Source organism: Amycolatopsis sp. SID8362, from assembly GCF_010550475.1.
GTDB classification, from domain to species: domain Bacteria; phylum Actinomycetota; class Actinomycetes; order Mycobacteriales; family Pseudonocardiaceae; genus Amycolatopsis; species Amycolatopsis eburnea.
The window spans coordinates 1-23,159 of sequence record NZ_JAAGNB010000234.1 but is presented as its reverse complement, the minus strand read 5'-3'; the positions used below and the strand labels follow the sequence as shown (position 1 = coordinate 23,159).

The window sequence follows — 23,159 nt, the reverse complement described above, 5'->3', positions numbered from 1 at the left end:
CGCCGCCGTGCTCGCCGCCGGGGCCGTCGCCGCCCAGCTCGGCACCGTCTTCCTGCGCGCGGACGAAGCCGGGACGTCGGAGGCCCACCGGAAGGCGCTGGCGCTCGCCGAGCGCGAGACGGCGTTCACCCGCGCCTTCAGCGGGCGGCCGGCGCGCGGGCTGGTCAACAAGTTCATGGACGCGCTTTCCGAGGGCGCGCCCGCGGCGTACCCGCAGCTGAACCACCTCGCGGGGCCGGTGCGCAAGGCCGCGGCCAAGGCGGGGGACCCGGAGGCGATTTCGCTGTGGGCGGGCCAGACGTACCCGCTCGCCTACGACGCCTCGGCCGCCGTCATCCTCGAACGGCTGAAGGTCGAGGCGCGCGACGCCGCCGCACGCCTCGACCGGATCCGCTAGCGCTCGGTGCGGTTCAGGAGCGAGTGCCGCCTGCTGTAGAGGAAGTACACGAGCATCCCGATGACGAACCAGACCGCGAACCGCAGCCAGGTCGCCGGCTGCAGGAACGTGATCAGCCAGATCGAGAACACGATGCCGATCGCGGGGACCACCGGCATGCCGGGCGTCTTGAACGTCCGCGGCAGGTCGGGCTGCTTGTAGCGCAGCACGATCACCGCGACGCAGACCACGACGAACGCGAGCAGGATGCCGATGTTCGTCAGCTCCGCGGCCTCGCCGATCGGCAGCACCCCGGCGATGATCGCCGACGCGCCGCCGAGGATCCACGTCATCCGGCTCGGTACCTGGCGCTTCACGTTGGTCTTGCCGAGCCACGCCGGCAGCAGGCCGTCGCGGCTCATCGAGTAGCCGACGCGGGTGGCGCCCATCAGGAACGTGAACAGCACGGTGAGGATGCCGACGATGGCGCCGATCGCGATCACCGTGGCCAGCCCGTCGAGGCCGACCGACTTGAACGCCGTCGAGAAGCCGCTCTTCGGGTCGATCTCGGTGTACTTCTGCATGCCGGTCAGCACCAGGCAGGCCAGCACGTAGAGCACCATCGAGATGGCCAGCGAGTAGATGATGGCCTTCGGCATGTGCCGCTGCGCGTCCTTCGACTCCTCGGCCGCCGTCGACATGGCGTCGTAGCCGAAGACGGCGAAGAACACCGTCGCGGCGCCGGTCACCGCGCCGCCGAAGCCCGCCGGGGCGAACGGCGTGTAGTTGCCGGTCTTGACGTAGAAGAAGCCGACCAGGATGACGACCAGCACGATCAGCACCTTGATGCCGACCATCGCCGTCTCGAACCGGGCGGCGCTGCGGATGCCGCGGTTCAGCAGGTACGCGATGAGCAGGCAGAGCAGCGCGGCGAACAGGTCGACCTTGTGGCCGGGCCCGGTGCCGGGCGCGCCGAGCATCCAGGCGGGCAGGTCGAGGCCGAGCTGGCCGAGCAGGAAGCTGAAGTAGCCGGAGATGCCGATCGCCACCACCGACACGATCGCGGTGTACTCCAGCAGCAGGTCCCAGCCGATGAACCAGCCGACGACCTCGCCGAGGACCGCGTAGCCGTAGGTGTAGGCCGACCCCGCCTTCGGGATCAGGCCGGCGAACTCGGCGTAGGAGAACGCGGCCGCCGCGCTCGCCACGCCCGCGATGAGGAACGAGATCAGCACGGCCGGGCCGACGCCGGGGATGCCGGCCGAGTCGTCGCCGTGCGCGACACTGCCGGCGAGGGCGAAGATCCCCGCGCCGATGATGCCGCCGATGCCGATGGCGGTCAGTTGCCACAGCCCCAGGGTGCGTTTGAGGCCGCCGCTTTCGCTGGTGTCCTGGATCTGGTCGATCGGCTTGCGCCGGAAGATGCCGGAGCTGGAGCCCAGGCTTGGAGCGGACATCTTCGTCTCCCGAACGTCGGTGTGCGAGCCCGGATCACGGACCCAACGGGGGAACCTACCGCCAACTCCGCGTGAAGACAGCGTGAGCGGATCAGCCCGCCGCGGTGTCCTCGCTCACCGCTTCGGACGCCGTCGCCGCGGCACGCTTGGCCTGGGTGGTCCGGACCGCGCTCGCGGCGAAGTAGGTGAGCAGCTCAGCGATCTCGACCGGGTCGTCCAGCTGCGGGCAGTGCCCCCAGTCCTCGCGGACCAGCAGCCTGCTGTGCGGCACCAGCGTGTGCAGCTGCCGCCCGGACGCCGCCGTGACGAGCTTGTCCTTGCCGCACGCGACGACCAGCAGCGGGACCTGCACGGAGTCGAGGCGGTAGGCGTCGGCGAGCTCCGCGACGAGCTGCCGGGCCTGCTCCAGCCGGCTCTTGGTCGCGCGGTAGTCCGGGAACAGCGCGGTGAAGCGCTGGACCTGCGTCGCGTCGGCCGCCGCGGAGTCGGCGTAGAGCAGGCGCGGGACGAGCTGCTCGGCGACCTTGCGCACCAGGAAACCCGGCACCGGGACGGGCAGGGACGAGTACAGCCGCAGGGGCAGCGGGTAGCGCGCCACCGTGCGGATCAGCCACGAGTCGACGAACCCCGGCGCGGCGATCGAGACGACGCCGGAGATCGGCAGCCTGCTGTTCTGCGCCGCGCGCAGGCTCATCGTGCCGCCGAGGGAGTTGCCGGCCAGCACGACCGAGCCGAGCACGGCCTGTTCGCGGACGACGGCGGTGGTGAAGGCGTCGAGCTGCGGCAGCATCGGGCCGGGCCGCAGCGGTTGCGCGTCGCCGAAGCCGGGCAGATCGACCGCGATCGCCGGGATTCCGGCGGCCGCGAGCTGCTCCAGGGCGGGGCGCCAGGTGTCGGCGCTGTCGCAGTAACCGTGCAGCAGCACCAGGCGCGGCGCGGTGGGCCGGAGGTGCGCGGCGGCGGATTTGCGCCGCAGCGAGCGGCGGGGGAGCTCCGGTTCGGGGCCGGGGTCGCCGACCTCGAGGACGCGGGTGCGGACGCCGGCGTAGCGCCGGAAGGAGACCCGGATCGGGTCCGGATCACTGCTGGGCCGGCCGCCCGGTCCAGCCGGTGCGGGCCGCTTCGTCGCGGTCATGTTTACAGATTAGCTTGCCGCCCTTGGGTTTTGGTCGAATTTCGGTGCTAACGACCAGATCTCGATCCGAGTACGTTGACAATTCACCAAGTGGGCGGTACAAGCAGTGACCTGGGCGGACCGGAGATCGATCCGCCCAGGTCAGCGCCTCAGCGGGTGAAGACGATCTTGCCGGCGGTGTCGCCTTCGAGCATCGCCTGGAACCCCTTGGCTGCCTCTTCGAACGGCAATTCCTGCCCGATCTGCGGCCGCACGCCGGTGAGGTCGAGGTAGGCGAGCAGGTCGGCCAGCTCGTCGCGGGTGCCCATCGTCGAGCCGGAGACGCGCAGCTGCAGGAAGAAGACGCGCTGCAGCTCCGCGCCCGCGTCCGGGCCGCTGGTCGAGCCGGAGACGACGATGATGCCGCCCGGCTTCAGCGACTTGACCGAGTGCGACCAGGTCGCCTTCCCGACCGTCTCGAACACGGCGTCGACGCGCTCGGGCAGCCGCGCGCCCGACTCGAACGCCTGGTGCGCGCCGAGGCTTTCGGCGAGCGCGCGCTTCTCCTCGGTGCGGCCGGTGACCCAGACCCGGAACCCGGCCGCGCGGCCGAGCTGCACCAGCGCCGTCGACACGCCGCCGGAGGCACCCTGCACGAGCATCGTCTGGCCCGGCCGCAGCCCGGACTTCACGAAGAGCATCCGGTAGGCGGTCAGCCAGGCCGTGCCCATGGTGGCGGCCTCGGCGAAGCTGAGGTCGGCCGGCTTGGGGACGACGTTGCGGGCCGGGACGATCACCTGGTCGGCGAAGGTGCCCTGGTGCTTCTCGGTGAGCAGGGTGCGCTTCGGGTCGAGGGTGTCGTCGCCCTGCCAGCCGGGCGCGTTGATCACGGAGTGGATGACGACCTCGGAGCCGTCGTCGAGGGTGCCGGCGCCGTCGCAGCCGAGGATCATCGGGAACTGCTCCGGCTTGATCCCGACGCCGCGGAGCGTCCAGAGGTCGTGCATGTTCAGGCTGGCCGCCTTGACGTGCACGCGGACCCAGCCGTCCGGCACGTCGGGTTCGGGTCGCTCGCCGACGACGAGCGAGTCCAGCGGGCTGTCTGCGTTGGGTTCCTGCGCGTACACGGCGAACATGTCCAGCAACGTACCGCCCCTGACACGCGCGGGCAGCAGAGCGCGCGTAGGCTCACACCCGTGTTCAACGGGCTTGCCGACTGGTGGGACGGGGTCGAGCTGTGGCTCGCCCAGGCTTGGTTCCCCGTGCAGTTCGTGCTGGTCATGGTGGTCGTCGTGCCGCTGTGCCTGGCCGCCGCGTGGGTGCTCGACAAGCTCGTCGGGCTGTTCGCCCGCCGCCTGACCCCGGGGCGTGACGACGACCGCACCGACGGGTCGGCATAGGCTCGCGCACCATGTTCAACCGAAGGCGGATCACCGCCGCGCTGATCGGGCTCCTCGTGCTGGTGCTGGGGGGCTGGCTGGTCAAGGACGCCGTCGGCGGCGGATCGTCGTCGCCCACCACCTCGTCGAGCAGTACCGCCGGCTCGTCCTCGAGTGCCCCGGCCAAGGGCAGCGCGGCCGTACCGGGAGCCGACTCCGGACTGCCGCTGAAGGCGCTTTCCACGTTGCCGTCGCAGGCCGCGGACACGTGGCAGCTGATCGAAAAGGGCGGCCCGTTCCCGTACCCGCGCAACGACGGCGTCGTGTTCGAAAACCGCGAGAAGCGCTTGCCCGGCAAGAAGTCCGGCTACTACCACGAGTACACCGTGAAGACCCCGGGCAGCCCCGACCGCGGCGCGCGGCGGCTGATCACCGGGCAGGCGCACGAGCTGTACTACACCGGCGACCACTACTCGTCGTTCGTCGTCGTGGACCCGGCCCGATGAGCGCGTCGGAGGAGGCGAAGGCCGCGGCCGAAGCGGCGTTCGCCAGGGGCGCGTACCCCCACCTGGTGAACTCGCGGCCGACCGTGGACAAGGCCAGCACGCTGAGCGCGTTCGCCGCCGCACTGTCCTTTCCGGACTACTTCGGGCACAACCTCGACGCGCTCTACGACTGCCTGACCGACCTGTCGTGGCTGCCGCCGGGCGAGCACGTGCTGATCTGGCCGGGCTCGGACGCGCTGCGCAAGGCCGAACCCAAGACGTACCTGGCGATCCGCAGCGTGCTGTCGGACGCGCAGCGCGCACTCGGCCCGAGCGGCCGCAGCGCGGGCTCGTGGCGGCTCACGGTCGTCCTGCCGGACGCCTGAGCGGCGTCCCCGCGCGCTTGACCGTGCGGATGACCGGGGCGCTTTCAAGCGTCTGCACGCCGCGGATCCCGGCGACCCGGTCGGTCAGGTAGCGGAAGAGGTCGCGGCCGTCGCGGCAGTTCACCATCGCCGTGAGGTTCGTGGTGCCGGTGGTCGCGACGGCGAACGACGTCTCCGGGTGGCTCGCCAGCGCCTCGCCCGCCGCGGCGAGGTGCGCGGGGGACACGGTGAGCCACAGCCGTGTCTCCGAGCGGAAACCGAGCCGGGCCGGCGTGGTTCAGCTGGACCTCGGCGTGCTGCCCGGCCTCGCGCTGACGGGCATCGGTGTCGGCCTGGCCGGACCCGCGACGGGCGCGGCGATCGCGTCGGCGGCGCCCCCGGGCCGGGCGGGGATGGCGGCCGGGATCCCGACGACGACCCGCCAGTTCGGCCAGACGCTCGGCGTCGCGGTGCTCGGGATCGCTTACCAGGCCGGGGGTTTGCCGCCGGTGTACCTCGTGGCGGCGGCGTGCGGCGCGGTGACGGGCTTGCTCGCGCTGCTGCCGCTGTCGCGCAAGCAGACCCGCGTCCCGGCTTAGACCTGGTCTCAACCTGCCGGTCCTGGTCGTCGATCGTGGGCAGTCGTGGCGAAGGCCCTCGGCCGGGTCCGCTGGGTCGTCGAACGCACCACGCTGGCCTGCACCGTGATCAACGTCCGCCGGCTCATAAAGATCGAGCTCTGCGACCAGGTCTAACGCATCCATTCACTCGTTTGGGATACATCGGTAGCTCTGTGTCGTCGGGTGGGGCCGCCTCTTCAGAGGCGTTCGATGCGGTCGGCCTGCGGGCCCCGGTCGCTCTGACGCACCGCGTACCGGACCCGGTCACCCTTCTGCAGCGGCTCCGACCCCATGATCACGGACGCGTGGGCGAAGAGATCGTCGCCGCCTGCGTCCGGGGTGATGAAGCCGAAGCCGCGGTCGGCGTCGTAGCGAGCGACGACGCCCTCGCCGCCTCGTACGGGCACGTTCCGCGCCGCCGGCCGTGCGGCCGCGGCGGGTGCCGACCGCTGCGGCGCCGTCTGGGGCTCGGCGCCCCGGACCAGGTGCACGTCGCGGGCTTGCGGGCCCTTGTCTCCACTGGCCACCTCGTAGGCGACGCGGTCGCCCTCCGCGAGCCACGTCAGCCCCTCGGCCAGGGCCCGGGCGTGAACGAAGACGTCCCCGGCGCCGGAGTCGGGGTTGATGAAGCCGAAGCCCTTGTCCTCGTCGTACCAGGCCACCGTGCCGTCGGCACCGTCGGTGATACCAGCCGCAGGGGGTGAGCCGGCCCCTGCTCCCAGCGGGATCACGTGCCCGGCCTGCGGGCCGCGCTCGCCTTCGACGATCAGGAAGGCCACCCGCTGCCCCTCGGTGACCACGCCGCCGGTCACGATGGCGGAGCTGTGCACGAAGATGTCGGCGCCGCCGCCGTCCGGCGACGCGAAGCCGTACCCCTTGCCCGGCTCGTACCAGTTGATGGTGCCGAGCAGGCCCACGGCGCTGCCGGTGGCCGCATCGGCGGTGACGCGAACGCGCAGCGCCTGGGGCCCGCGGTCGTTCTCGCCGACCTCGAACACGACGGCCTGACCCTCGCGGAGCATTTTCGCGCCGCCGTCCCCGACGATCTCGGAGGCGTGCACGAACACGTCCGGCGAGCCGTCCTCGGGCGCGAGGAAGCCGAAACCCCGTTCGGCGTCGAACCAACGGACGGTTCCTTGCGGCATCAAAGACTCCAGGTCGAGAGGGCGGGCACTGGCCCCCCAGTCTCCCTGACAGACCTCCGGTCCGTCGGGCCGGGCCGAGTTTCGAGACCTGGTCTCAGTCCTGCGGGACCCAGTTCGGCTTGCGCTTCTGGGCGAAGGCCAGGATGCCCTCCTGGCCTTCCTCGCTCGCGAAGAACTTCGCCGACAGGCCGAGCATCTCCTCGAAGCCTTCCGACGGCGTCGCGAACCGAGGGCGGCTCAGCAGGGCCTTCGTCTCGGCCAGCGCCTTCGGCCCGCCTGCCGCGAGCGCCTTGACGAAGCGGGTCACCTCGGCGTCGAGTTCGCCCGCCGGGACCGCCGCGTTGAGCAGGCCGATTTCCACCGCGCGGCGGGCGTCGAACGTGTCGCCGGTCAGGAACAGTTCGTGGGCCGCGCGCGGGTTCAGGCGGGGGAGGACCGTCAGGGAGATGATCGCCGGGACCACGCCGATGCGGACCTCGGAGAAGGCGAACGTCGCTTCCGGGACCGCCACCGCGATGTCGCACGCCGCCACCATGCCGATGCCGCCGGCGCGCGCCGGGCCGGCCAGGCGGGCGACGACCGGCTTCGGGCTGGTCCACAGCTGCTCGAGGATCTTCGGGAACTCGTTGACGCCCTGGTCGCCGGCGCTGCCGCCGCGGGCTTCCTTGAGGTCCATCCCCGCGCAGAACACCGGGCCGGTGTGGGTCAGCACGATCACGCGGACGGCGTCGTCGGTGGCCGCCTTCGTCAGGGAGCCCGACAGCTCGCGGCGCAGCTGCGCCGACAGCGCGTTGCGGTTGTGCGGGGAGTCCAGGGTGATCGTGGCGGTGCCGCCCACCACGTCGTAGTGCACCAGTTCGTCAGCCATGCCCGTCACCCTTGCACACTCGCCGCGCGACGCCGGTGTTACGCGGGGCACAGCCGGCCGGCGGCCACCCTACGGGCGGAACCCGCAGGGTGGCCGGGGAAACTCAGCCGATGGTCGTCGTGGTGAAGACGGGGCTGGGGTTGGGGAAGCAGGCCGTCGGCGCGGTGACGTCGCCGATGATGCTGCTCGCCACCGCCTTGAAGGTCAGGCCCGGGTCGCTGTAGCTGGTGCCGGACAGCTTCGTTTCGATGGTGCCCGACTGCCCGGCCGTCAGGTGCGCGGTGACCGTGGGCAGTTCGAAGGTGGCGCCGCCCGCGATCGGGCCGGGGAAGCTCAGCGTCGCGACGCCGTTCGCGACCGCGATGGTCGGCGCGGTGCTGCCGAGGCCGGACCCGCCGGCGAGGTCGGCGCCGACGTAGGTGGAGTTCGCGGGGATCGGGAACTTGAGCGCGAACGTGTTGATGTTCTTGACCTTGTTCCCGCTCACATCGCTCGGCACGGTGTTCGGCGCCGGGTCGATGACGACGTCGAAAGCGCCGCCGGGGGCGACCGTGGCGGGCGCGGTGACGTCCGCGTCCTGGTTCAGCGACACCTTCTGTGGGCCGACGATCGGGGCATCGGCCTGGCAGTCGAAGGTGACGGACGTGGCCGCCGACGCCGGGGCGGCGAGGGCGATCGGAAGGGCGGCGGCCGCGGTCAGAGCGGCGAGCCGGGAAAGGTGAAGAGCTTTCATCTGTATCCACCTACCTGCGGTTTCAAGAGGGGAGGGAGAAAGCTGCGCAGCGATTAGATAGTTACCGGCAAGTTAACTAGCGCGTCAAGGATTTACCGTTCCCATGCACTCGGGGTAGCGGTAAATGTGAATAAGACTCGCCTTTTGGCGGTGGTGGAGGCGCCGACCTGCTGTTCTGGTGTACGGACAGTGGGTCAGGTGTCCTAGCTGGAGGTGCAGGGCTGGTGTGCCGTGAGTCCGGCTCGCCGACTGCTCCGTCGTCAGATGCCCGCGGCTTCACGGACCTGGCTTCGCCCAACAACCTTCTAATCTCTAGGTCGCAGGTACGAGTCCTGCCGCACCTCAGCTCCCGGGGCTAGGCGTACTCGCGGAGCAGTCCGGTCAACGCGGACGCGTACCGGCTGATCACCACGTCCGCGACGCGCGGGTCGTCGGCCAGCGGCTTCGCGATGAACGCCTTCGGGTCGGCCTCTAGCGCCAGCCGGGCGATCCGGTCCGGCAGCAGGCCGGGCGCGAGGAACCACGATGCGACGATCAGGTGCCGCACGCCCCGCTCGCGCAACGACGCGGCCGCGGCCGGGATGTCCGGCTGCGTGGCGGACGCGAACGCCTCGCTCACCGGGACGCCCAGCCGCTCCTCCCAGCGCGCGGCCAGGGAAGCCACCACGGCGTTCGCGGAAGCGTTCGACGAGCCCACCGCGCTCAGCAGCACACCCGTGCCACGACGGCGGGACGCGGACGCCAGCCGGTCCAGGGCGACCGCCTCCAGGGCCGCGTCCGCGCCGAGGACGTCCGACACCTGGATGCGGAAACCCGGGCAGTCCGCGACGACCGAAGAAATCAGCGCGGGCAGGTCCACCCGCGCGTGGAACGCGCTGCCCAGCAGCAACGGCACCACGACCGCGGCGCGGTGGCCGGCCGAGTACAACCCCCGCAGCACGTCCGTCACCAGCGGTGCCGAGAGGTCCAAAAAGGACTCGTGCACCGCGACACCCGGGGCCTGCGCGCGCACGACGTCCACGAGCGCCCGCACGGTCGACGCCGAGCGGGGGTCGCGGCTGCCGTGCGCGACGGCGACCAGGGGTGGCGTCACGAGAAGCGCTCGCCCACCAGGCCGGCGGCCAGCGTGTCGCCGTCCTTCGGGTCGATCACCAGGAACGCGCCGGTGCGCGGGCTGACGCCGTAGTCGTCGACGCCCAGCTCTTCGGCCAGCCGCAGCGTGACGCGGCCGATGTCGTTGAGCTCCAGCGACGCCGGGGCGTCCACACTGGACAGCGTCTGCTCGTCGAACCGCGCGTGCAGCTCGTCGACCAGCGCCTGGACCGTGCGGGTGCCGTGCTTGACGAGCACCCGCGCGCCCGGCTTCAGGGGCTTCGACGACAGCCAGCACAGCGTGCCGGTGATCTCGTCGGTGATCCGGGGCGGCGCGTCCGCGGCGGCGATCAGGTCGCCGCGGGAGATGTCGATGTCGTCGGCCAGCAGCAGCGTCACCGAAGTCCCGGCGCCGGCCTCCGCCAGCGGGCCGTCGGCGGTGTCGATGCGCTCGACGCGGCTGCGGATGCCCTGCGGCAGCACGACGATCTCGTCGCCGGGGCGGACGGTGCCCGCGGCGATCTGACCCGCGTAGCCGCGGTAGTCCAGGTACTCCGCCGTGCGCGGGCGGATCACGTACTGCACCGGGAACCGCAGTGCGGAGTCGTGCGGGTCGGGCGCGACCGGCACGTCCTCCAGGTGCTCCAGCAGGCTCGGCCCGCTGTACCACGGAGTCCGCTCCGAGCGCGTCGCGACGTTGTCGCCTTCGAGCGCCGACACGGGGATCGTGAGCACCGAACCCCGCGCGTAGCCCAGCGTTTCGGCGTGCGAAGCGAACTCCTCGGCGATCACCGTGAACGTCGCCTCGTCGTAGTCGACCAGGTCGATCTTGTTCACCGCCAGCACCAGCTGCGGCACGCCCAGCAGGGCCAGCACGGCCGCGTGCCGCCGCGTCTGCTCGATGACGCCCTTGCGCGCGTCGACCAGCAGCACGGCCAGCTGCGCGGTGGACGCGCCGGTCACCGTGTTGCGCGTGTACTGCACGTGCCCCGGCGTGTCGGCCAGCACGAACGACCGCTTGGGCGTGGCGAAGTACCGGTAGGCGACGTCGATGGTGATGCCCTGCTCGCGTTCCGAGCGCAGGCCGTCCACGAGCAAGGACAAGTCCGGAGTGGACAGTCCCTTGTCGACGGACGCGCGGGTGACGGCGTCGAGCTGGTCGGCGAGCACCGACTTCGTGTCGTAGAGCAGCCGGCCGACCAGCGTGGACTTCCCGTCGTCCACGCTCCCGGCGGTGGCCAGGCGAAGCAGCGAGCTCATCAGAAGTACCCCTCACGCTTGCGGTCTTCCATGGCCGCTTCGGACATGCGGTCGTCGGCGCGGGTGGCGCCGCGTTCGGTGAGCCGCGACGCGGACACCTCGGCGATGACGTCTTCGACGGTGGCGGCCTCGGACTCGATCGCGCCGGTGCACGAGCCGTCGCCGACGGTCCGGTACCGCACGGTCAGCTCGCGGACCTCTTCGCCGGGTCGCGGGCCGCCCCACGGGCCCTCGGCCAGCAGCATCCCGTCGCGCAGGTACACCTCGCGCCGGTGCGCGTAGTAGATCGAGGGCAGCTCGACCTTCTCGCGGGCGATGTAGTTCCAGACGTCGGCCTCGGTCCAGTTGGACAGCGGGAAGACGCGCACCTGCTCGCCCGGGCGGTGCCTGCCGTTGTACAGGTTCCACAGCTCGGGACGCTGCCGGCGCGGCTCCCACTGGCCGAAGGCGTTGCGGAGGCTGAAGATCCGCTCCTTCGCCCGGGCGCGCTCCTCGTCGCGGCGCCCGCCGCCGAAGACGGCGTCGAACTTGTTCTCGGCGATGGTGTCCAGCAGCGGCGTGGTCTGCAGCGGGTTGCGCATCCCGTCCGCGCGCTCTTCGAGACGCCCGTCGTCGATCCAGTCCTGGACCTTCGCGACGACCAGGCGCAACCCGTGCCGCTCGACGACGCGGTCGCGGAACTCGATGACCTCGTCGAAGTTGTGCCCGGTGTCCACGTGCAGCAGCGGGAACGGCACCGGCGCCGGCCAGAACGCTTTGATCGCCAGGTGCAGCAGCAGCGTCGAGTCCTTGCCGCCGGAGAACAGGATCACCGGGCGGTCGAACTCGCCCGCCACTTCCCGGAAGATGTGGATGGCCTCGGATTCCAAGGCCGCCAGGTTGTCTTGTGCCGCATCGGTGGCGGGCTCCAAGGTCGTCATGCGTCCCTTCCTCAGCCGTGCAGTCCGCACTCGGTCTTCGACTGGCCCGCCCAGCGGCCGCTGCGCGGGTCGGCGCCCGGCTCGACGCGGGCCGTGCAGGGCGCGCAGCCGATCGAGAGGTAGCCGATCGAAACGAGCGGGTTCTCCAGGATCCCGTGCTCGCGGATGTAGCCGTTGAACTCGTCGTCGGTCCACGCCGCGATCGGGTTGACCTTCACCAGGCCGTTGCGGTCGTCCCAGGTGACGATCGGGGTGTTCGCCCGGGTCGGCGCGTCGACCCGGCGGACGCCGGTGATCCACGCCGAGTAGTTCGAGAGGGTCTTGCGCAGCGGCACGACCTTGCGCAGGTTGCAGCACAGCGTGGCGTCGCGGGCGTGCAGCTTCTCGCCGTACTCCGCGTCCTGCTCGGCCACGCTCTGCTCGGCCTGGGCGTTGACGATCTTCACGTCCGGGTAGACCGTCTGCACGGCGTCGCGCGTGCCGAGGGTTTCCGGGAAGTGGTAGCCGGTCTCGAGGAACAGGATGTCCACATCGGACTTCACCTTCGTGGCGAGGTCGATGAGCACGGCGTCCTGCATGTTGGACGCGACGATGAAGTCGTCGCCGAACGTGTCGACGGTCCAGCGGATCGCTTCGTCGGCGGTGGCGTCGGCGAGCTCCTTGGACGCGCGCTCGGCGAGGGTCTTGTAGTCGGCGGTGGCGGTCATCGGGAAACCTCCGGGAGGGACAGGCCGAGGAACTTGACCGAGAAAACCCGGCGACAGGCAGAACACAGCCAGCCGCCGTTCTCTTCCGGCCGCAGATCCTCGTCCCCGCAATACGGGCAGTAGTACGGCGCCGCTCGTTCGGTCACTGCAGGGCGCTTTCGTCGGCGCGCAGCGCCCACTGCGCGAAGCGTTCGCCGGGTTCGCGCCCGGCCACGTAGTTGCGCACGACGCGCTCGACGTAGCCGGTCAGCTCGCCCGAGGTCACCTTGTGGCCGCGCAGTTTCCGGCCGAACCCGGCGTCGAGGCCGAGGCCGCCGCCCAGGTGCACCTGGAAGCCTTCGACCTGGTTGCCGTCGGCGTCGGTGACGATCTGGCCCTTGAGCCCGATGTCCGCGGTCTGGATCCGCGCACAGGAGTTGGGGCAGCCGTTGAGGTGCACGCTCACCGGCGTGTCGAGGGCCTTGTTGATGTCCGCCAAGGACTTCTCGAGGTCCGCGACGAGCTGCTGCGCGCGTGCCTTCGTCTCGACGATGGCGAGCTTGCAGAACTCCAGCCCGGTGCAGGCCATCACCCCGCGCCGCCACGGCGACGGCTTGGTCTCCAGCCCCAGTTCCGTCAGCTCGGCTTCGAGCGTGGCGACCTGGGCCTCGGGGACGTCGAGCACGACGAGCTTCTGCTGCGGGGTGAGCCGCACGCGGCCGGATCCCGCGCGCTCGGCGGCCTTGGCGACGGCGACCAGCGTGCCGCCCGAGGACCGGCCGGCGATCGGCGCGGCGCCGACGTAGAAGTTGCCGTCGACCTGCGGGTGCACGCCGACGTGGTCGATCGGGTTGGCGGGCTCGACCGGCGCCGGGCCGTCGATCAGCTCGCGCTTGAGGTACTCGTCCTGCAGCACCTGGCGGAACTTCTCGGCGCCCCAATCCTTGACCAGGAACTTGATCCGGGCGCGGGAGCGCAGCCGGCGGTAGCCGTAGTCGCGGAAGATCGAGATGACGCCTTCCCAGACGTCCGGGACCTCGTCCAGCGGCACCCACGCGCCCAGGCGCTGCCCGAGCATCGGGTTGGTGGACAGGCCGCCGCCGACCCAGACGTCGAAGCCGGGACCGTGCTCGGGGTGGTCCACGCCGACGAAGGCGACGTCGTGGATCTCGTGCGCGACGTCGGGCTGGCCGGAGATCGCGGTCTTGAACTTGCGCGGGAGGTTGGCGAACTCGGGCTTGCCGATGTAGCGGCGCTTGATCTCGTCCAGCGCCGGGGTGCCGTCGATGATCTCGTCGGCCGAGATGCCGGCGACCGGCGAGCCGAGCATGACGCGGGGGCTGTCGCCGCACGCCTCCATCGTGGTCATGCCGGCGTTCTCGAGCTTGGCCCAGATCGCCGGGACGTCCTCGACCCGGATCCAGTGGTACTGGATGTTCTGCCGGTCGGTGATGTCGGCGGTGTCGCGCGCGTACTGCTGCGAGATCTCGCCGAGCACGGTGAGCTGGTGGGTGGTCAGCGCGCCGCCGTCGAGCCGGACCCGCAGCATGAAGTAGCGGTCGTCGAGCTCTTCGGGCTCCAGGGTCGCGGTGCGGCCGCCGTCGATCCCCGGCTTGCGCTGGGTGTAGAGGCCGAACCAGCGGAACCGGCCGCGCAGGTCACCCGGGTCGATGGAGTCGAATCCCCGGTGGGCGTAGATGTTCTCGATCCGCGCCCGCACGTTGAGCGGGTGGTCGTCCTTCTTCGACCGCTCGTTCGGGTTCAGCGGCTCCCGGTAACCGAGCGCCCACTGCCCTTCGCCGCGCTTCTGCTTCGCGCGCGCGGGTCGGGCGGGGGTCTGACGCGTGGGCGTGGCCATGACGGCGTCCTCCGATGGGGCTGTCCGGTTTCGTGGCAGGTGGTGGCGACGGGAGTCAGCGAACGGGTGCGCAGAGGGCGCTCGCGACGCGCAGGAGGTCGACGTGGCGGCGGGCCACCAGGAAGACACCGGCATGAGTCACGACCTGAGCGTGCCACGCGTCCACAATGTGGTCCAGGCCTGACCGCATGCTGGGAGAAGGGTCACTCACCTGCGAAAATCGTGTCAACCATGCTGCGTGCGGACTCTTGCGCCGTCCAAACCACTACATGTAGAGTACTTCAAGTACAGTGGTTTGGAGAGAGGAACTGGGGATGCAGGTCAAGGGTTTCGGGGCGGGGTACCTGGTCGACGACGTCGCCGCGACCACCCGCTTCTACGCCGACGTGATCGGGCTGCCGGTCACCGTCGAGCTGGACTGGTTCGCCAGCGTCAACGCGGGCGCGCCGGGGTACGAGATCAGCTTCGTGCAGCGCGGCCACGCGTCCGTGCCGGAGGGGTACCGGGCGGCCGAAACGACCGGGGCGATGTTCGGGCTCGTTGTCGAAGACGCGGCGGCCGAGGCGAAACGCCTGGTGGAGGCGGGTGTCGAGCTGGTCGTGCCGCTCGTCGACGAGGTGTACGGGCAGCGGCACTTCTACGTCGCCGACCCGAACGGGGTGCTGCTCGACGTCATCGAGATGATCCCCGTCGACCCCGAGTGGGCGGCGGCGAACCTCCCGGCTTCGTAGGGGACAATCGGGGGGTGCCCGAGCTGCGTCCCGACCCCGCCACCCCCATCGACCCGGCGTTGCCGGAGAGCGCGCTGAAGGGGCTCGGCAGCAGAGCGTTCGGGGTGTACGTGCACGTCCCGTTCTGCGCGACACGCTGCGGTTACTGCGACTTCAACACCTACACCGCGGGCGAGCTGGAACTGGCCGCGCGCGTGCTGGTCGTGCCGCCGGCCGCCGACACCGTGTTCGTCGGCGGCGGCACCCCGTCGCTGCTCGGCGCCGACGGGCTCGGCTCGGTGCTCGACGCCGTCCGCGACGTCTTCGGGCTCGCGCCGGGCGCCGAGGTGACGACCGAGTCGAACCCGGAGTCGACGTCGCCGGAGTTCTTCGCCGGGATCCGCGAGGCCGGCTACACCCGCGTTTCGCTGGGCATGCAGTCGGCCGCGCCGCACGTGCTGAAGATCCTCGACCGCGTGCACACGCCCGGCCGGCCGGGGCAGGCCGCCGCCGAAGCGCGCGCGGCCGGGTTCGACCACGTGAACCTCGACGTGATCTACGGCACGCCGGGAGAACGCCCGGACGACCTCCTCGCCACCCTCGACGCCGTGCTGGCCGCCGGCGTCGACCACGTTTCGGCGTACGCGCTGATCGTCGAGGAGGGCACCGCGCTCGCCCGCCGCGTCCGCCGCGGCGAGCTGCCGGCCCCGGACGACGACGTGCTGGCCGCGGACTACGAGATGATCGACGCCGCGCTCACGGCGGCGGGGCTGCGCTGGTACGAGGTCTCGAACTGGGCGGCGTCCGACGCGGCCCGCTGCCGCCACAACCTCGGCTACTGGCGTGGCGACGACTGGTGGGGCGCGGGCCCGGGTGCGCACAGCCACGTCGGCGGCGTGCGCTGGTGGAACGTCAAGCACCCGGCCCGGTACGCGGCGCTGCTCGCCGCCGGCGATTCGCCCGCGGGCGGGCGTGAAGTGCTCACCGACGACGACCAGCACCTCGAGCGGATCATGCTCGAACTCCGCGTCGCCGAAGGGCTGCCGCTCGACGTCCTCGACGAGCCCGGGCTCGCCGAAGCCCGTGCGGCCGCGGCCGAAGGCCTGCTGGACCCGTCCGCTTTGGACAGCCGGGGCCGCGCGGTGCTCACCGACCGCGGCCGCCTGCTCGCGGACGGCGTGGTCCGGCGGCTCGCGGGCTGAGCCGGGAATCAATGGCGGGGCCCGGTCGTTGCTTGTATTCAGCAACGACTTTCGAGGAGGCCCCATGGCGCGCGCGATCAGGTTCGACGAGTACGGCGACGTGGAGGTCCTGCGGGTCGAGGACGTGCCGCGGCCGGTGCCGGGCCGGGGACAGGTGCTCGTCGAGGTGCGCGCCGCCGGGATCAACCCCGGCGAGGCCGCCATCCGGCGCGGGTTCCTGCACGAGCGCTTCCCGGCGACGTTCCCCTCCGGCCAGGGCAGCGACTTCGCCGGCGTGGTCGCCGAACTGGGCGAAGATGTCGAGGAGATCGCCGTCGGCGACGAGGTGATCGGGTTCGTCGACACCCGATCGAGCCACGCCGACTTCGTCGTGGCCGAGGCCGTGAACCTGACGCCGAAGCCCGCGGACCTGCCGTGGGAGGTCGCCGGCGCGCTGTTCGTCGCCGGGACGACCGCGTACGCGGCGGTGGGCGCGGTGTGCCCGCGCGAGGGGGAGACCGTCGTCGTTTCGGGTGCGGCGGGTGGCGTGGGTTCGCTCGCGGTCCAGCTGGCGAAGCTGGCCGGCGCCACGGTCATCGGCCTCGCGGGCGAGGCCAACCACGAGTGGCTGCGCGAACTCGGCGTCGTGCCGGTTTCCTACGGCGAAGGCGTCCTCGAGCGGATCAGGGAGGCCGCGCCGGACGGCGTGCACGCGTTCGTCGACACCTTCGGCTCCGGGTACGTGGAACTGGCTCTGCACCTGGGGATCCACCCCGGGCGGATCGACACGATCATCGACTTCGAGGCGGCGGGGAAGTACAACGTCAAGACCGACGGCAACGCGGCCGGCGCGTCGGCCGAGATCCTGCGGGAGCTGAGCCTGTTGCTGGACAAGGGTTTGCTGACCCTGCCGGTGGCCCGCGTCTACCCGCTGGCCGAGGTGCGGGACGCCTACCGCGAGCTGGAACAGCGGCACACGCGCGGCAAGATCGTGCTGCGGCCCTAGTTCTTCGCGGCGAGCACCTTGAGGCCGGCGAGGTAGGTGTCGAGCGCGAACTCGAGGCGTTCGGCGGCGGTCTCGGCGGAGAAGAACTCGCCGATGCGCAGCATGTTCGGGAACGACTCGGGCGGAAGTGACCGCATGTAGGCGACCATCTGCTCGCCGCGTGCGGTCACTTCGGCCGGGTCGATTTCACCCCACGTCCAGCCGCTGGCCTCGTACGCGTATGCCTTGGCGTAGAGGGAAAGCGCGTCGCCGGCGAACGTCGCCTGCTTGAGCTCGAGGCCGCCGGCACGCAGCAGGGCGAGCATCGCCTCGCCCTGGCGCAGCGAACTCGGCGTCACCGGCACGGCGACGTCCCACGCCACGCGCGCGATCCCAGGGTGGGCGACCATCACCCGGATCTGCGCGCGGACGAGGTCCTTGACCTGCTCGTCCCAGCGGGCCGGGTCCGGCTCCGGCAGTGGTACGTCGGCGAGCACGGCGTCGAGCATCAGCTCCGCCAGCTCGTCCTTGTTGGCGACGTGCGCGTAGAGCGACGCCGGCCCGGTCTCGAGTTCCTGCGCGACCCGCCGCATCGTGACCGCGTCGAAGCCCTCCTTCGCCAGGATCTCCAGCGCCGTCTTCACGACGAGCTCCTGGGACAGGACGGGTTTCGCGGCGCGGCGGCGCGGGGTGCTGCGCCACGGCGGCGGGGGAACGGTCACGCGAACACTGTACTTGACGCGAACAGCGTTCGTCAGTAGAACGATGTTCGTCAAACGAACAGCGTTCGTGCAGGGGATCCCATGACCACTGCGGAAGCCGATGTCCGCGCGGTGCTCGGCAAACTCACCCAGGCCTGGAACGACGGGGACGCGACCGCGTACGGCCGGCTCTTCACCGAAGACGCCGACTACGTGACGTTCTTCGGGGCCAACTTCCCCGGGCGCGCCGGAATCGAGCACTCGCATCGCGCGCTCTTCGAAGGCCCGCTCAAGGGCATCAAGCTGACCGGGCGGCCCGGCACGGCGGCGAAGGTGCGGTTCGTCCGCCCGGACGTCGCCGTCGCCGTCGTGGGTGGCGGCTCGTCGCTGACCGGGGCGGACACCGCGGACGAAGGGCGCGAATCGACCGTCACCTTCGTGCTCGTCCGGGACGACGGCGAGTGGCTGATCACGGCGTTCCAGAACACGCGCGTCTCGGATCCGCGCTCGTGAAAGCGCTTGCGGAGGCTTCGGGTGTCGTCGCGCGGCCGCCCGGGGAGGTGTTCGACCGGCTGCGGCGGCTGCTGAACGGGGGCGCGTACCCGATGCGGATGGACGTCGACCGCGAGCGCGGGTTCGTCGCGGTCCAGGGCGGGTGGTGGTACCGCGGCGAATATCGCGTGACACCGGACCCCGTGGGCGCGCGCGTCGAGCACCGCGTCGTCAACGCGGCCGCGTGGGGGCGGTGGGGAGTGCCGCTCGCGAACCGGTTCTTCCTCGGATTTCGGGCGCGGACCGCCGCCGGGTTCGCGCGGTTGCTCGAAGAACTGGGTACACCTGGGTAGGCACGGGCCGGATTCGGCGCGTAGGCTGACTTAGGTAAGCCTTAGTATTGGAGTGGTCGATGGCTGAAGCACCCCGGCGGTCCGGGCGTCCCGCGGTGCGGTTGCGGGTCCTGCGCACCGAGCAGCTGACCCCGCACATGATCCGGATCGTCGCGGGCGGCGAAGGCATCGCCGATTTCACGCCCAACGAGTTCACCGACGCCTACGTCAAGGTGTTGTTCAAGGTCCCGGGCGTCGAGTACCCGGAGCCGTTCGACGTCCAGGAGTGCCGCGCGACGCTCCCGCGGGAGCACTGGCCGCGGATGCGGTCCTACACCGTGCGGGCGTTCGACGCGGAGGCCGGCGAGCTGGCCATCGACTTCGTGCACCACGGCGACGAGGGCATCGCCGGCCCGTGGGCGGCTTCCGCCCAGCCCGGCGACGAGCTGCTGCTGTCCGGTCCCGGTGGCGCCTACGCGCCGGGCACCGAAGCGGACTGGCACCTGCTGGCGGGCGACGAAAGCGCGTTGCCTGCCATCGCGGCGTCCCTCGAAGCGCTCCCGGCCGGCGTCCCGGCGCACGCGGTGATCCTCGTCGAGAACGCGGCCGAGGAGCAGCCGCTGGCCACCAAGGCGGACGCGCAGATCACCTGGCTGCACCGGGCTTCGGGCGGCGACGTCGCCTCGGCGGTGCGTGCGCTGCCGTGGCGCGACGGCGTCGTGCAGGCATTCGTGCACGGCGAAGCGGACTTCGTGCGGGACCTGCGGCGCTACCTGCTCGACGAGCGCGGCGTGCGGCGCGAGCTGCTGTCGATCTCGGGGTACTGGCGCGTCGGCAAGAACGACGAAGCGTGGCGCGAAGAGAAGGCGGCCGAACGGGCGCGCGAGAAGTAACCTCGCGGCATGGCGGAACTCAAGGTGGAAGTCGACCCGGCCGAAGCCGGGTTCGACGCGGACCGGCTGACGCGGCTCGACGCGCACTTCGACCGGTATGTCGAGGACGGGCGGTTACCGGGCTGGCTCGCGGTGGTGAGCAGGCACGGCCGCATCGTGCACGTCGGCCGCGGCGGGCACCGCGACGTCGAAGCGGACCTCCCGGTCGAAACCGACACGCTCTGGCGCATCTTCTCGATGACGAAGCCGATCACCTCGGTGGCGGCGATGATGCTCGTCGAAGAAGGCCTGCTGGAACTGGACGACCCGATCTCGCGCTGGCTGCCGGAGTTCGCGTCGCCGCGCGTGTACGTCAAGGGCTCGGCGCTGGCGCCCTTCACCGAACCGGCGACCGCGCCGATCCGCGTGTGGCACCTGCTGACCCACACGGCGGGCCTGACGTACGGCTTCCACCACGGCCACCCGGTGGACGCGATCTACCGCGCGGCGGGCTTCGAGTGGGGCACCCCGCCCGGTGCGGACCTGGCGGAATGCACCCGGCAGTGGGCCGCGTTGCCGCTGCTGTTCCAGCCGGGGGCGGAGTGGAACTACTCGATCGCGACGGACGTGCTGGGCCGGCTCGTCGAGGTGGTTTCCGGGCTGCCGCTGGACGAGTTCTTTTCGTCGCGCATCTTCACGCCGCTGGGAATGACGGACACGGACTTCGTGGCCACGTCCGTTTCGCGCCTGGCGGCGTTGTACGTACGCGATCCTTCGTCGGGACGCGCGGTGCGCAACGACGCGTTCGGCCGCACCGGCACCTCGCGCCCCGACTGCCTTTCCGGCGGCGGCGGTCTGGTGTCGTCGGCGGGGGACTACTGGCGGTTCACGGAGATGCTGCTCCGCGGCGGCGAACTCGACGGCGTCCGGCTGCTGTCCCCGCGGACGGTTTCCCTGATGGCTTCGAACCACCTGCCGGGACACGTGGACCTGGAGGCGTTCGGGCGTCCGCTGTTCGCGGAGATGCCGTTCGACGGCCACGGGTTCGGGCTGGGGTTCTCGGTGCTCGAGGACCCGGTGAAGGCGCGGACACTGTCGTCGGCGGGCGAATTCGCTTGGGGCGGCGCGGCTTCCACGGCGTTCTGGGTGGACCCGGACGAGGACCTGACGGTGGGGTTCTACACGCAGCTGCTGCCGTCGAGCACGTACCGGCTGCGGCCGCAGCTGCGGCAGCTGGTCTACCAGGCGCTGCTGGACTGAACCGGATCAGCCGCGACCACCTGCGGCCGCCCGGCGGTGAGGTACCTCGCCACCGTGCTCCGCAGGTGGTCGGCGTGCTGGTAGATGTCCTCGACCGCGGTGATCGGCAGCCGCGTCTCGACCTTGTTCTCGTCGAACACGCCGAGGTACTTCTTCGACCGGTTGAACCACAACCGCGCGATCGGCTTGCGGTTGTTGTCGTCCAAGAGGACGCCGAAGTAGGTCTGGGTGTCGCGCGCGGCGACCCGGGCGGCGGGCACCTCGGCGCAGACGATGGCGCGCACGATCCGGTACCCCTCCAGCTCTTCCTCGGTGGTGACCACGCGTTCGGCGTCCTCGCCGGAACCGGCTTCCACGACCGGCTCGGGCTGCGGCTGCTCGGCCGGCGCGGAGACGCTGACGTAGGAGTCGGGCCCGCCGAGCGCGTTCTTGAGACGGTCGTTGACCTGCTCGTTGAGGAACTGGCGGGCCGCCTTGCTCACGAGCGGGCCGAACTGTTCGCGCACCCGCTGGGTGAACGGCCCGTCGTACACCCGGGTGGTCAGGAACTTCACCCAGTCGTCCTCGGGTTCCTTGAACTGCGCCGCGAGGATGCGCTTCAGCTGGCCGATGTACTTCAGCTCGCCGGCCGCGCTGATGACCGAGTCGAGGTCGAAGGATTCCTTCGTGAGCTTGGCGAGTTCGGGCAGCAGGGTGTCGTCGATGTCGGCGAAGTCCAGCACGAGGAACGGCTTGGCGTCCATCCGGTTCGGCGCGTCGAGGTCGGTGTAGAACTCGTACACCTGCCCGTTGGTCAGGATGGCGATCCGCGCGTTCGTGACGGCGAAGTAGCGGAAGAGCTGGGACGCGTGCTCGATGCGGAGCGGGTCGTTGATCTTCTTCGCCTCGACGAGCACCTGCACCTGTCCGTTGTGCACGATCGCGTAGTCGATCTTCTCGCCGCGCTTGGTGCCGACGTCGGCGGTGAACTCGGGGATCACTTCGGCCGGGTTGAACACGTCGTACCCGAGAACGGTGCTGATGAACGGCATCACGAAGGCGTTCTTGGTCGCCTCTTCGGTCTCGATGCCTTCTTTGTGCTTGCGGATCTTCAGGGCCAGGGCTTGCGCGCGCTCCGCGATGTCCATACCGGTGCCGTTCTGTGCGGGTACTGAGCCCTGACTGGATCGGTGGCCCGCTTTCTTCTGTTACAGCATGGGGAACATTCGTCACCGCAACGCCGGCTCCAGGTACGGCGTCACGTTCCGCATCGCCCGCGCCACGTACTCCTCCTTCTCCCCAACAGGCGCCACGTAATGCATCGCGCCCTCCGCCGCCTCCAGCCCGTGCAGCCGCGCGATCACCCACGTCGCCAAGTACGTCGAAGCCAGACACCCGCCTGCCGTCGCCACATTGCCGCGTGCGAAGAACGGCTGGTCCAGGACCTCGACGCCGGCCGCCACCACCCACGGCTTCGTCGTCAGGTCCGTGCACGCCGGGACCCCGCCGAGCAAGCCCAGCTTCGCCAGCACCAGCGTCCCCGAACACTGGGCCGCCAGCAGTTGCCGGGCCGGGTCGAGGGTGCCGAGCACGTCCATGATGGCCGGGTCCTCGACCACCTCGCGGGTGCGCACGCCGCTCCCGATGATCACCGCGTCGGCCGCGCATGCCTCCTCGAGGTCGGTCGTCGCGTCGATCGTCACGCCGTTCATCGACGTCACCCGGGGTGTCGGGCTCGCGATCGACACCCGCGAGCCCGCGCGGTTGAGGACGCCCAGTGCGATCAGGGAGTCGAGTTCGTTGTAGCCGTCGAAGGTCAGGATCGCCGTGTGCATGGCCGCCACGCTAAGACCGGCGATCCAGGACAGTCCAAGAATTGTCCTGCCTACAATCCGGACCGTGCGCGTACCGAAGTACAAAGGCGTCGTCGACACCCTCGCCAAGCAGATCCGGGACGGCCACTGGCCCGCCGGGACGAAGCTGCCCACGCACCGGCGGCTGGCCGCCGACCAGGGCATCGCCGTGGTCACCGCCACCCGCGTGTACGCCGAGCTGGAAGCGATGGGGCTGGTGAGCTGCGAGCAGGGGCGGGGCACCTTCGTCCGCGACGCCGCCATCGGCGAGGCCGCCGAAGAGCGGTCCGTCGCCGCCGACGCGCTCGACCTCAGCTTCAACCACCCCGCCGTGCCCGGGCAGGCCGATCTGCTGCGCCAGGCCCTGCGTGACCTCGCCACCGCCGGCGACCTCGACGCGCTGCTGCGCTACCAGCCGCACCGCGGGCGGGCCCAC

30 protein-coding genes are annotated in these 23,159 nt (G+C 70.9%); 13 read left to right on the top strand and 17 right to left on the bottom strand.

What is annotated here, in order from left to right; translation table 11 throughout:
• A partial coding sequence (locus tag G3I65_RS07790; RefSeq protein WP_203612314.1) for a nitronate monooxygenase occupies nucleotides 1-397 on the top strand: 397 nt, incomplete at its 5' end.
• On the opposite strand, the gene G3I65_RS07785 is transcribed toward G3I65_RS07790, so the two are convergent.
• From G3I65_RS07785 to G3I65_RS07775, 3 genes are all read right to left on the bottom strand, one after another.
• Complete coding sequence (locus tag G3I65_RS07785) at nucleotides 394-1,833, bottom strand: amino acid permease (RefSeq protein WP_166639790.1); 1,440 nt, start codon at nucleotides 1,831-1,833, stop codon at nucleotides 394-396. The two genes, G3I65_RS07790 and G3I65_RS07785, sit on opposite strands and share 4 nt — an antisense overlap.
• 91 nt (nucleotides 1,834-1,924) lie before the next feature.
• Entirely contained in the window at nucleotides 1,925-2,968 is a 1,044-nt protein-coding gene (locus G3I65_RS07780; RefSeq protein ID WP_160695479.1) for an alpha/beta fold hydrolase, read from the bottom strand.
• A gap of 149 nt (nucleotides 2,969-3,117) precedes the next feature.
• Entirely contained in the window at nucleotides 3,118-4,083 is a 966-nt protein-coding gene (locus G3I65_RS07775; RefSeq protein WP_160695478.1) for a zinc-binding dehydrogenase, read from the bottom strand.
• 60 nt (nucleotides 4,084-4,143) lie between these two features.
• Between G3I65_RS07775 and G3I65_RS07770 the strand changes: the two genes are divergently transcribed.
• From G3I65_RS07770 to G3I65_RS07760, 3 genes are read left to right on the top strand one after another with little or no spacing between them, the layout of a single operon-like run.
• Nucleotides 4,144-4,347, top strand: coding sequence for a hypothetical protein (locus tag G3I65_RS07770; protein WP_160695477.1), 204 nt, complete (start codon nucleotides 4,144-4,146; stop codon nucleotides 4,345-4,347).
• An 11-nt stretch (nucleotides 4,348-4,358) separates the two neighbouring features.
• Complete coding sequence (locus G3I65_RS07765; RefSeq protein ID WP_160695476.1) at nucleotides 4,359-4,832, top strand: ribonuclease domain-containing protein; 474 nt, start codon at nucleotides 4,359-4,361, stop codon at nucleotides 4,830-4,832.
• The gene (locus G3I65_RS07760; RefSeq protein ID WP_160695475.1) at nucleotides 4,829-5,197 is read left to right on the top strand and encodes a barstar family protein; all 369 of its coding nucleotides are present in this window, start codon (nucleotides 4,829-4,831) and stop codon (nucleotides 5,195-5,197) included. The genes G3I65_RS07765 and G3I65_RS07760 overlap by 4 nt, the downstream gene beginning before the upstream one ends.
• Here G3I65_RS07760 and G3I65_RS07755 read toward each other — a convergent pair.
• Complete coding sequence (locus G3I65_RS07755) at nucleotides 5,172-5,423, bottom strand: Lrp/AsnC ligand binding domain-containing protein (protein ID WP_309235321.1); 252 nt, start codon at nucleotides 5,421-5,423, stop codon at nucleotides 5,172-5,174. The two genes, G3I65_RS07760 and G3I65_RS07755, sit on opposite strands and share 26 nt — an antisense overlap.
• A 1-nt stretch (nucleotide 5,424) precedes the next feature.
• On the opposite strand from G3I65_RS07755, the gene G3I65_RS07750 reads away from it, so the two are divergent.
• Nucleotides 5,425-5,775, top strand: coding sequence for an MFS transporter (locus G3I65_RS07750; RefSeq protein ID WP_160695474.1), 351 nt, complete (start codon nucleotides 5,425-5,427; stop codon nucleotides 5,773-5,775).
• A 218-nt stretch (nucleotides 5,776-5,993) separates the two neighbouring features.
• Here the strand turns inward: G3I65_RS07750 and G3I65_RS58585 are convergent, their stop codons facing one another.
• From G3I65_RS58585 to G3I65_RS58195, 10 genes are all read right to left on the bottom strand, one after another.
• Nucleotides 5,994-6,941, bottom strand: coding sequence for a cold shock domain-containing protein (locus G3I65_RS58585; protein ID WP_160695473.1), 948 nt, complete (start codon nucleotides 6,939-6,941; stop codon nucleotides 5,994-5,996).
• A gap of 94 nt (nucleotides 6,942-7,035) precedes the next feature.
• Nucleotides 7,036-7,809 (bottom strand): enoyl-CoA hydratase family protein, encoded by a 774-nt coding sequence (locus G3I65_RS07740; RefSeq protein WP_160695472.1) that lies wholly within the window; start codon nucleotides 7,807-7,809, stop codon nucleotides 7,036-7,038.
• Between the two features lie 103 nt (nucleotides 7,810-7,912).
• Nucleotides 7,913-8,542 (bottom strand): cyclase, encoded by a 630-nt coding sequence (locus G3I65_RS07735; protein ID WP_160695471.1) that lies wholly within the window; start codon nucleotides 8,540-8,542, stop codon nucleotides 7,913-7,915.
• Between the two features lie 355 nt (nucleotides 8,543-8,897).
• On the bottom strand, nucleotides 8,898-9,635 hold the full coding sequence (locus G3I65_RS07730; RefSeq protein WP_160695470.1) for a sirohydrochlorin chelatase: 738 nt from the start codon (nucleotides 9,633-9,635) through the stop codon (nucleotides 8,898-8,900).
• Nucleotides 9,632-10,894 (bottom strand): sulfate adenylyltransferase subunit 1, encoded by a 1,263-nt coding sequence (locus G3I65_RS07725; protein ID WP_160695469.1) that lies wholly within the window; start codon nucleotides 10,892-10,894, stop codon nucleotides 9,632-9,634. The genes G3I65_RS07730 and G3I65_RS07725 overlap by 4 nt, the downstream gene beginning before the upstream one ends.
• Nucleotides 10,894-11,814 (bottom strand): sulfate adenylyltransferase subunit CysD, encoded by a 921-nt coding sequence (gene cysD / locus G3I65_RS07720; protein ID WP_125314720.1) that lies wholly within the window; start codon nucleotides 11,812-11,814, stop codon nucleotides 10,894-10,896. Before cysD ends, G3I65_RS07725 begins: the two co-directional genes overlap by 1 nt.
• An 11-nt stretch (nucleotides 11,815-11,825) precedes the next feature.
• Nucleotides 11,826-12,521 carry a phosphoadenylyl-sulfate reductase gene (locus G3I65_RS07715; RefSeq protein ID WP_160695468.1) on the bottom strand — a complete coding sequence of 232 codons (696 nt, stop codon included), beginning with the start codon at nucleotides 12,519-12,521 and terminating at the stop codon, nucleotides 11,826-11,828.
• Nucleotides 12,518-12,667 (bottom strand): Insertion element protein, encoded by a 150-nt coding sequence (locus G3I65_RS57080; protein ID WP_086860657.1) that lies wholly within the window; start codon nucleotides 12,665-12,667, stop codon nucleotides 12,518-12,520. Before G3I65_RS57080 ends, G3I65_RS07715 begins: the two co-directional genes overlap by 4 nt.
• The gene (locus tag G3I65_RS07705) at nucleotides 12,664-14,358 is read right to left on the bottom strand and encodes a nitrite/sulfite reductase (protein WP_160695467.1); all 1,695 of its coding nucleotides are present in this window, start codon (nucleotides 14,356-14,358) and stop codon (nucleotides 12,664-12,666) included. Before G3I65_RS07705 ends, G3I65_RS57080 begins: the two co-directional genes overlap by 4 nt.
• 55 nt (nucleotides 14,359-14,413) lie before the next feature.
• Complete coding sequence (locus G3I65_RS58195) at nucleotides 14,414-14,548, bottom strand: putative leader peptide (protein ID WP_255481878.1); 135 nt, start codon at nucleotides 14,546-14,548, stop codon at nucleotides 14,414-14,416.
• A gap of 124 nt (nucleotides 14,549-14,672) precedes the next feature.
• Here G3I65_RS58195 and G3I65_RS07700 point away from each other — a divergent pair, with 124 nt between their 5' ends.
• The 3 genes from G3I65_RS07700 (at nucleotide 14,673) to G3I65_RS07690 (ending at nucleotide 17,255) form a co-directional block, all read left to right on the top strand.
• Nucleotides 14,673-15,089 carry a VOC family protein gene (locus G3I65_RS07700; protein ID WP_160695466.1) on the top strand — a complete coding sequence of 139 codons (417 nt, stop codon included), beginning with the start codon at nucleotides 14,673-14,675 and terminating at the stop codon, nucleotides 15,087-15,089.
• Nucleotides 15,090-15,103: 14 nt separating this feature from the next.
• A complete protein-coding gene (gene hemW, locus G3I65_RS07695) occupies nucleotides 15,104-16,270 on the top strand; it encodes a radical SAM family heme chaperone HemW (protein WP_160695465.1) in 1,167 nt (388 codons plus the stop codon).
• Nucleotides 16,271-16,334: 64 nt separating this feature from the next.
• A complete protein-coding gene (locus G3I65_RS07690; RefSeq protein ID WP_160695464.1) occupies nucleotides 16,335-17,255 on the top strand; it encodes an NADP-dependent oxidoreductase in 921 nt (306 codons plus the stop codon).
• Here the strand turns inward: G3I65_RS07690 and G3I65_RS07685 are convergent.
• Entirely contained in the window at nucleotides 17,252-17,956 is a 705-nt protein-coding gene (locus G3I65_RS07685; protein WP_375336664.1) for a TetR/AcrR family transcriptional regulator, read from the bottom strand. The two genes, G3I65_RS07690 and G3I65_RS07685, sit on opposite strands and share 4 nt — an antisense overlap.
• An 81-nt stretch (nucleotides 17,957-18,037) precedes the next feature.
• On the opposite strand from G3I65_RS07685, the gene G3I65_RS07680 reads away from it, so the two are divergent.
• From G3I65_RS07680 to G3I65_RS07665, 4 genes are read left to right on the top strand one after another with little or no spacing between them, the layout of a single operon-like run.
• Entirely contained in the window at nucleotides 18,038-18,448 is a 411-nt protein-coding gene (locus tag G3I65_RS07680; protein WP_160695463.1) for an SgcJ/EcaC family oxidoreductase, read from the top strand.
• Nucleotides 18,445-18,780 (top strand): hypothetical protein, encoded by a 336-nt coding sequence (locus G3I65_RS07675; RefSeq protein WP_160695462.1) that lies wholly within the window; start codon nucleotides 18,445-18,447, stop codon nucleotides 18,778-18,780. Before G3I65_RS07680 ends, G3I65_RS07675 begins: the two co-directional genes overlap by 4 nt.
• A 59-nt stretch (nucleotides 18,781-18,839) precedes the next feature.
• Entirely contained in the window at nucleotides 18,840-19,652 is an 813-nt protein-coding gene (locus tag G3I65_RS07670) for a siderophore-interacting protein (RefSeq protein WP_160695461.1), read from the top strand.
• A 9-nt stretch (nucleotides 19,653-19,661) separates the two neighbouring features.
• Entirely contained in the window at nucleotides 19,662-20,891 is a 1,230-nt protein-coding gene (locus G3I65_RS07665; protein ID WP_160695460.1) for a serine hydrolase, read from the top strand.
• Here G3I65_RS07665 and G3I65_RS07660 read toward each other — a convergent pair.
• Both G3I65_RS07660 and G3I65_RS07655 read right to left on the bottom strand, forming a co-directional pair.
• Nucleotides 20,870-22,018, bottom strand: a complete 1,149-nt coding sequence (locus tag G3I65_RS07660) for a type I restriction endonuclease (protein WP_160695459.1) — start codon at nucleotides 22,016-22,018, stop codon at nucleotides 20,870-20,872. The two genes, G3I65_RS07665 and G3I65_RS07660, sit on opposite strands and share 22 nt — an antisense overlap.
• An 81-nt stretch (nucleotides 22,019-22,099) precedes the next feature.
• A complete protein-coding gene (locus tag G3I65_RS07655) occupies nucleotides 22,100-22,705 on the bottom strand; it encodes a DJ-1/PfpI family protein (protein WP_160695458.1) in 606 nt (201 codons plus the stop codon).
• Nucleotides 22,706-22,769: 64 nt separating this feature from the next.
• Here G3I65_RS07655 and G3I65_RS07650 point away from each other — a divergent pair.
• Nucleotides 22,770-23,159, top strand: a 390-nt coding sequence (locus G3I65_RS07650; RefSeq protein ID WP_160695457.1) for a GntR family transcriptional regulator, incomplete at its 3' end; no start/stop codon positions are given.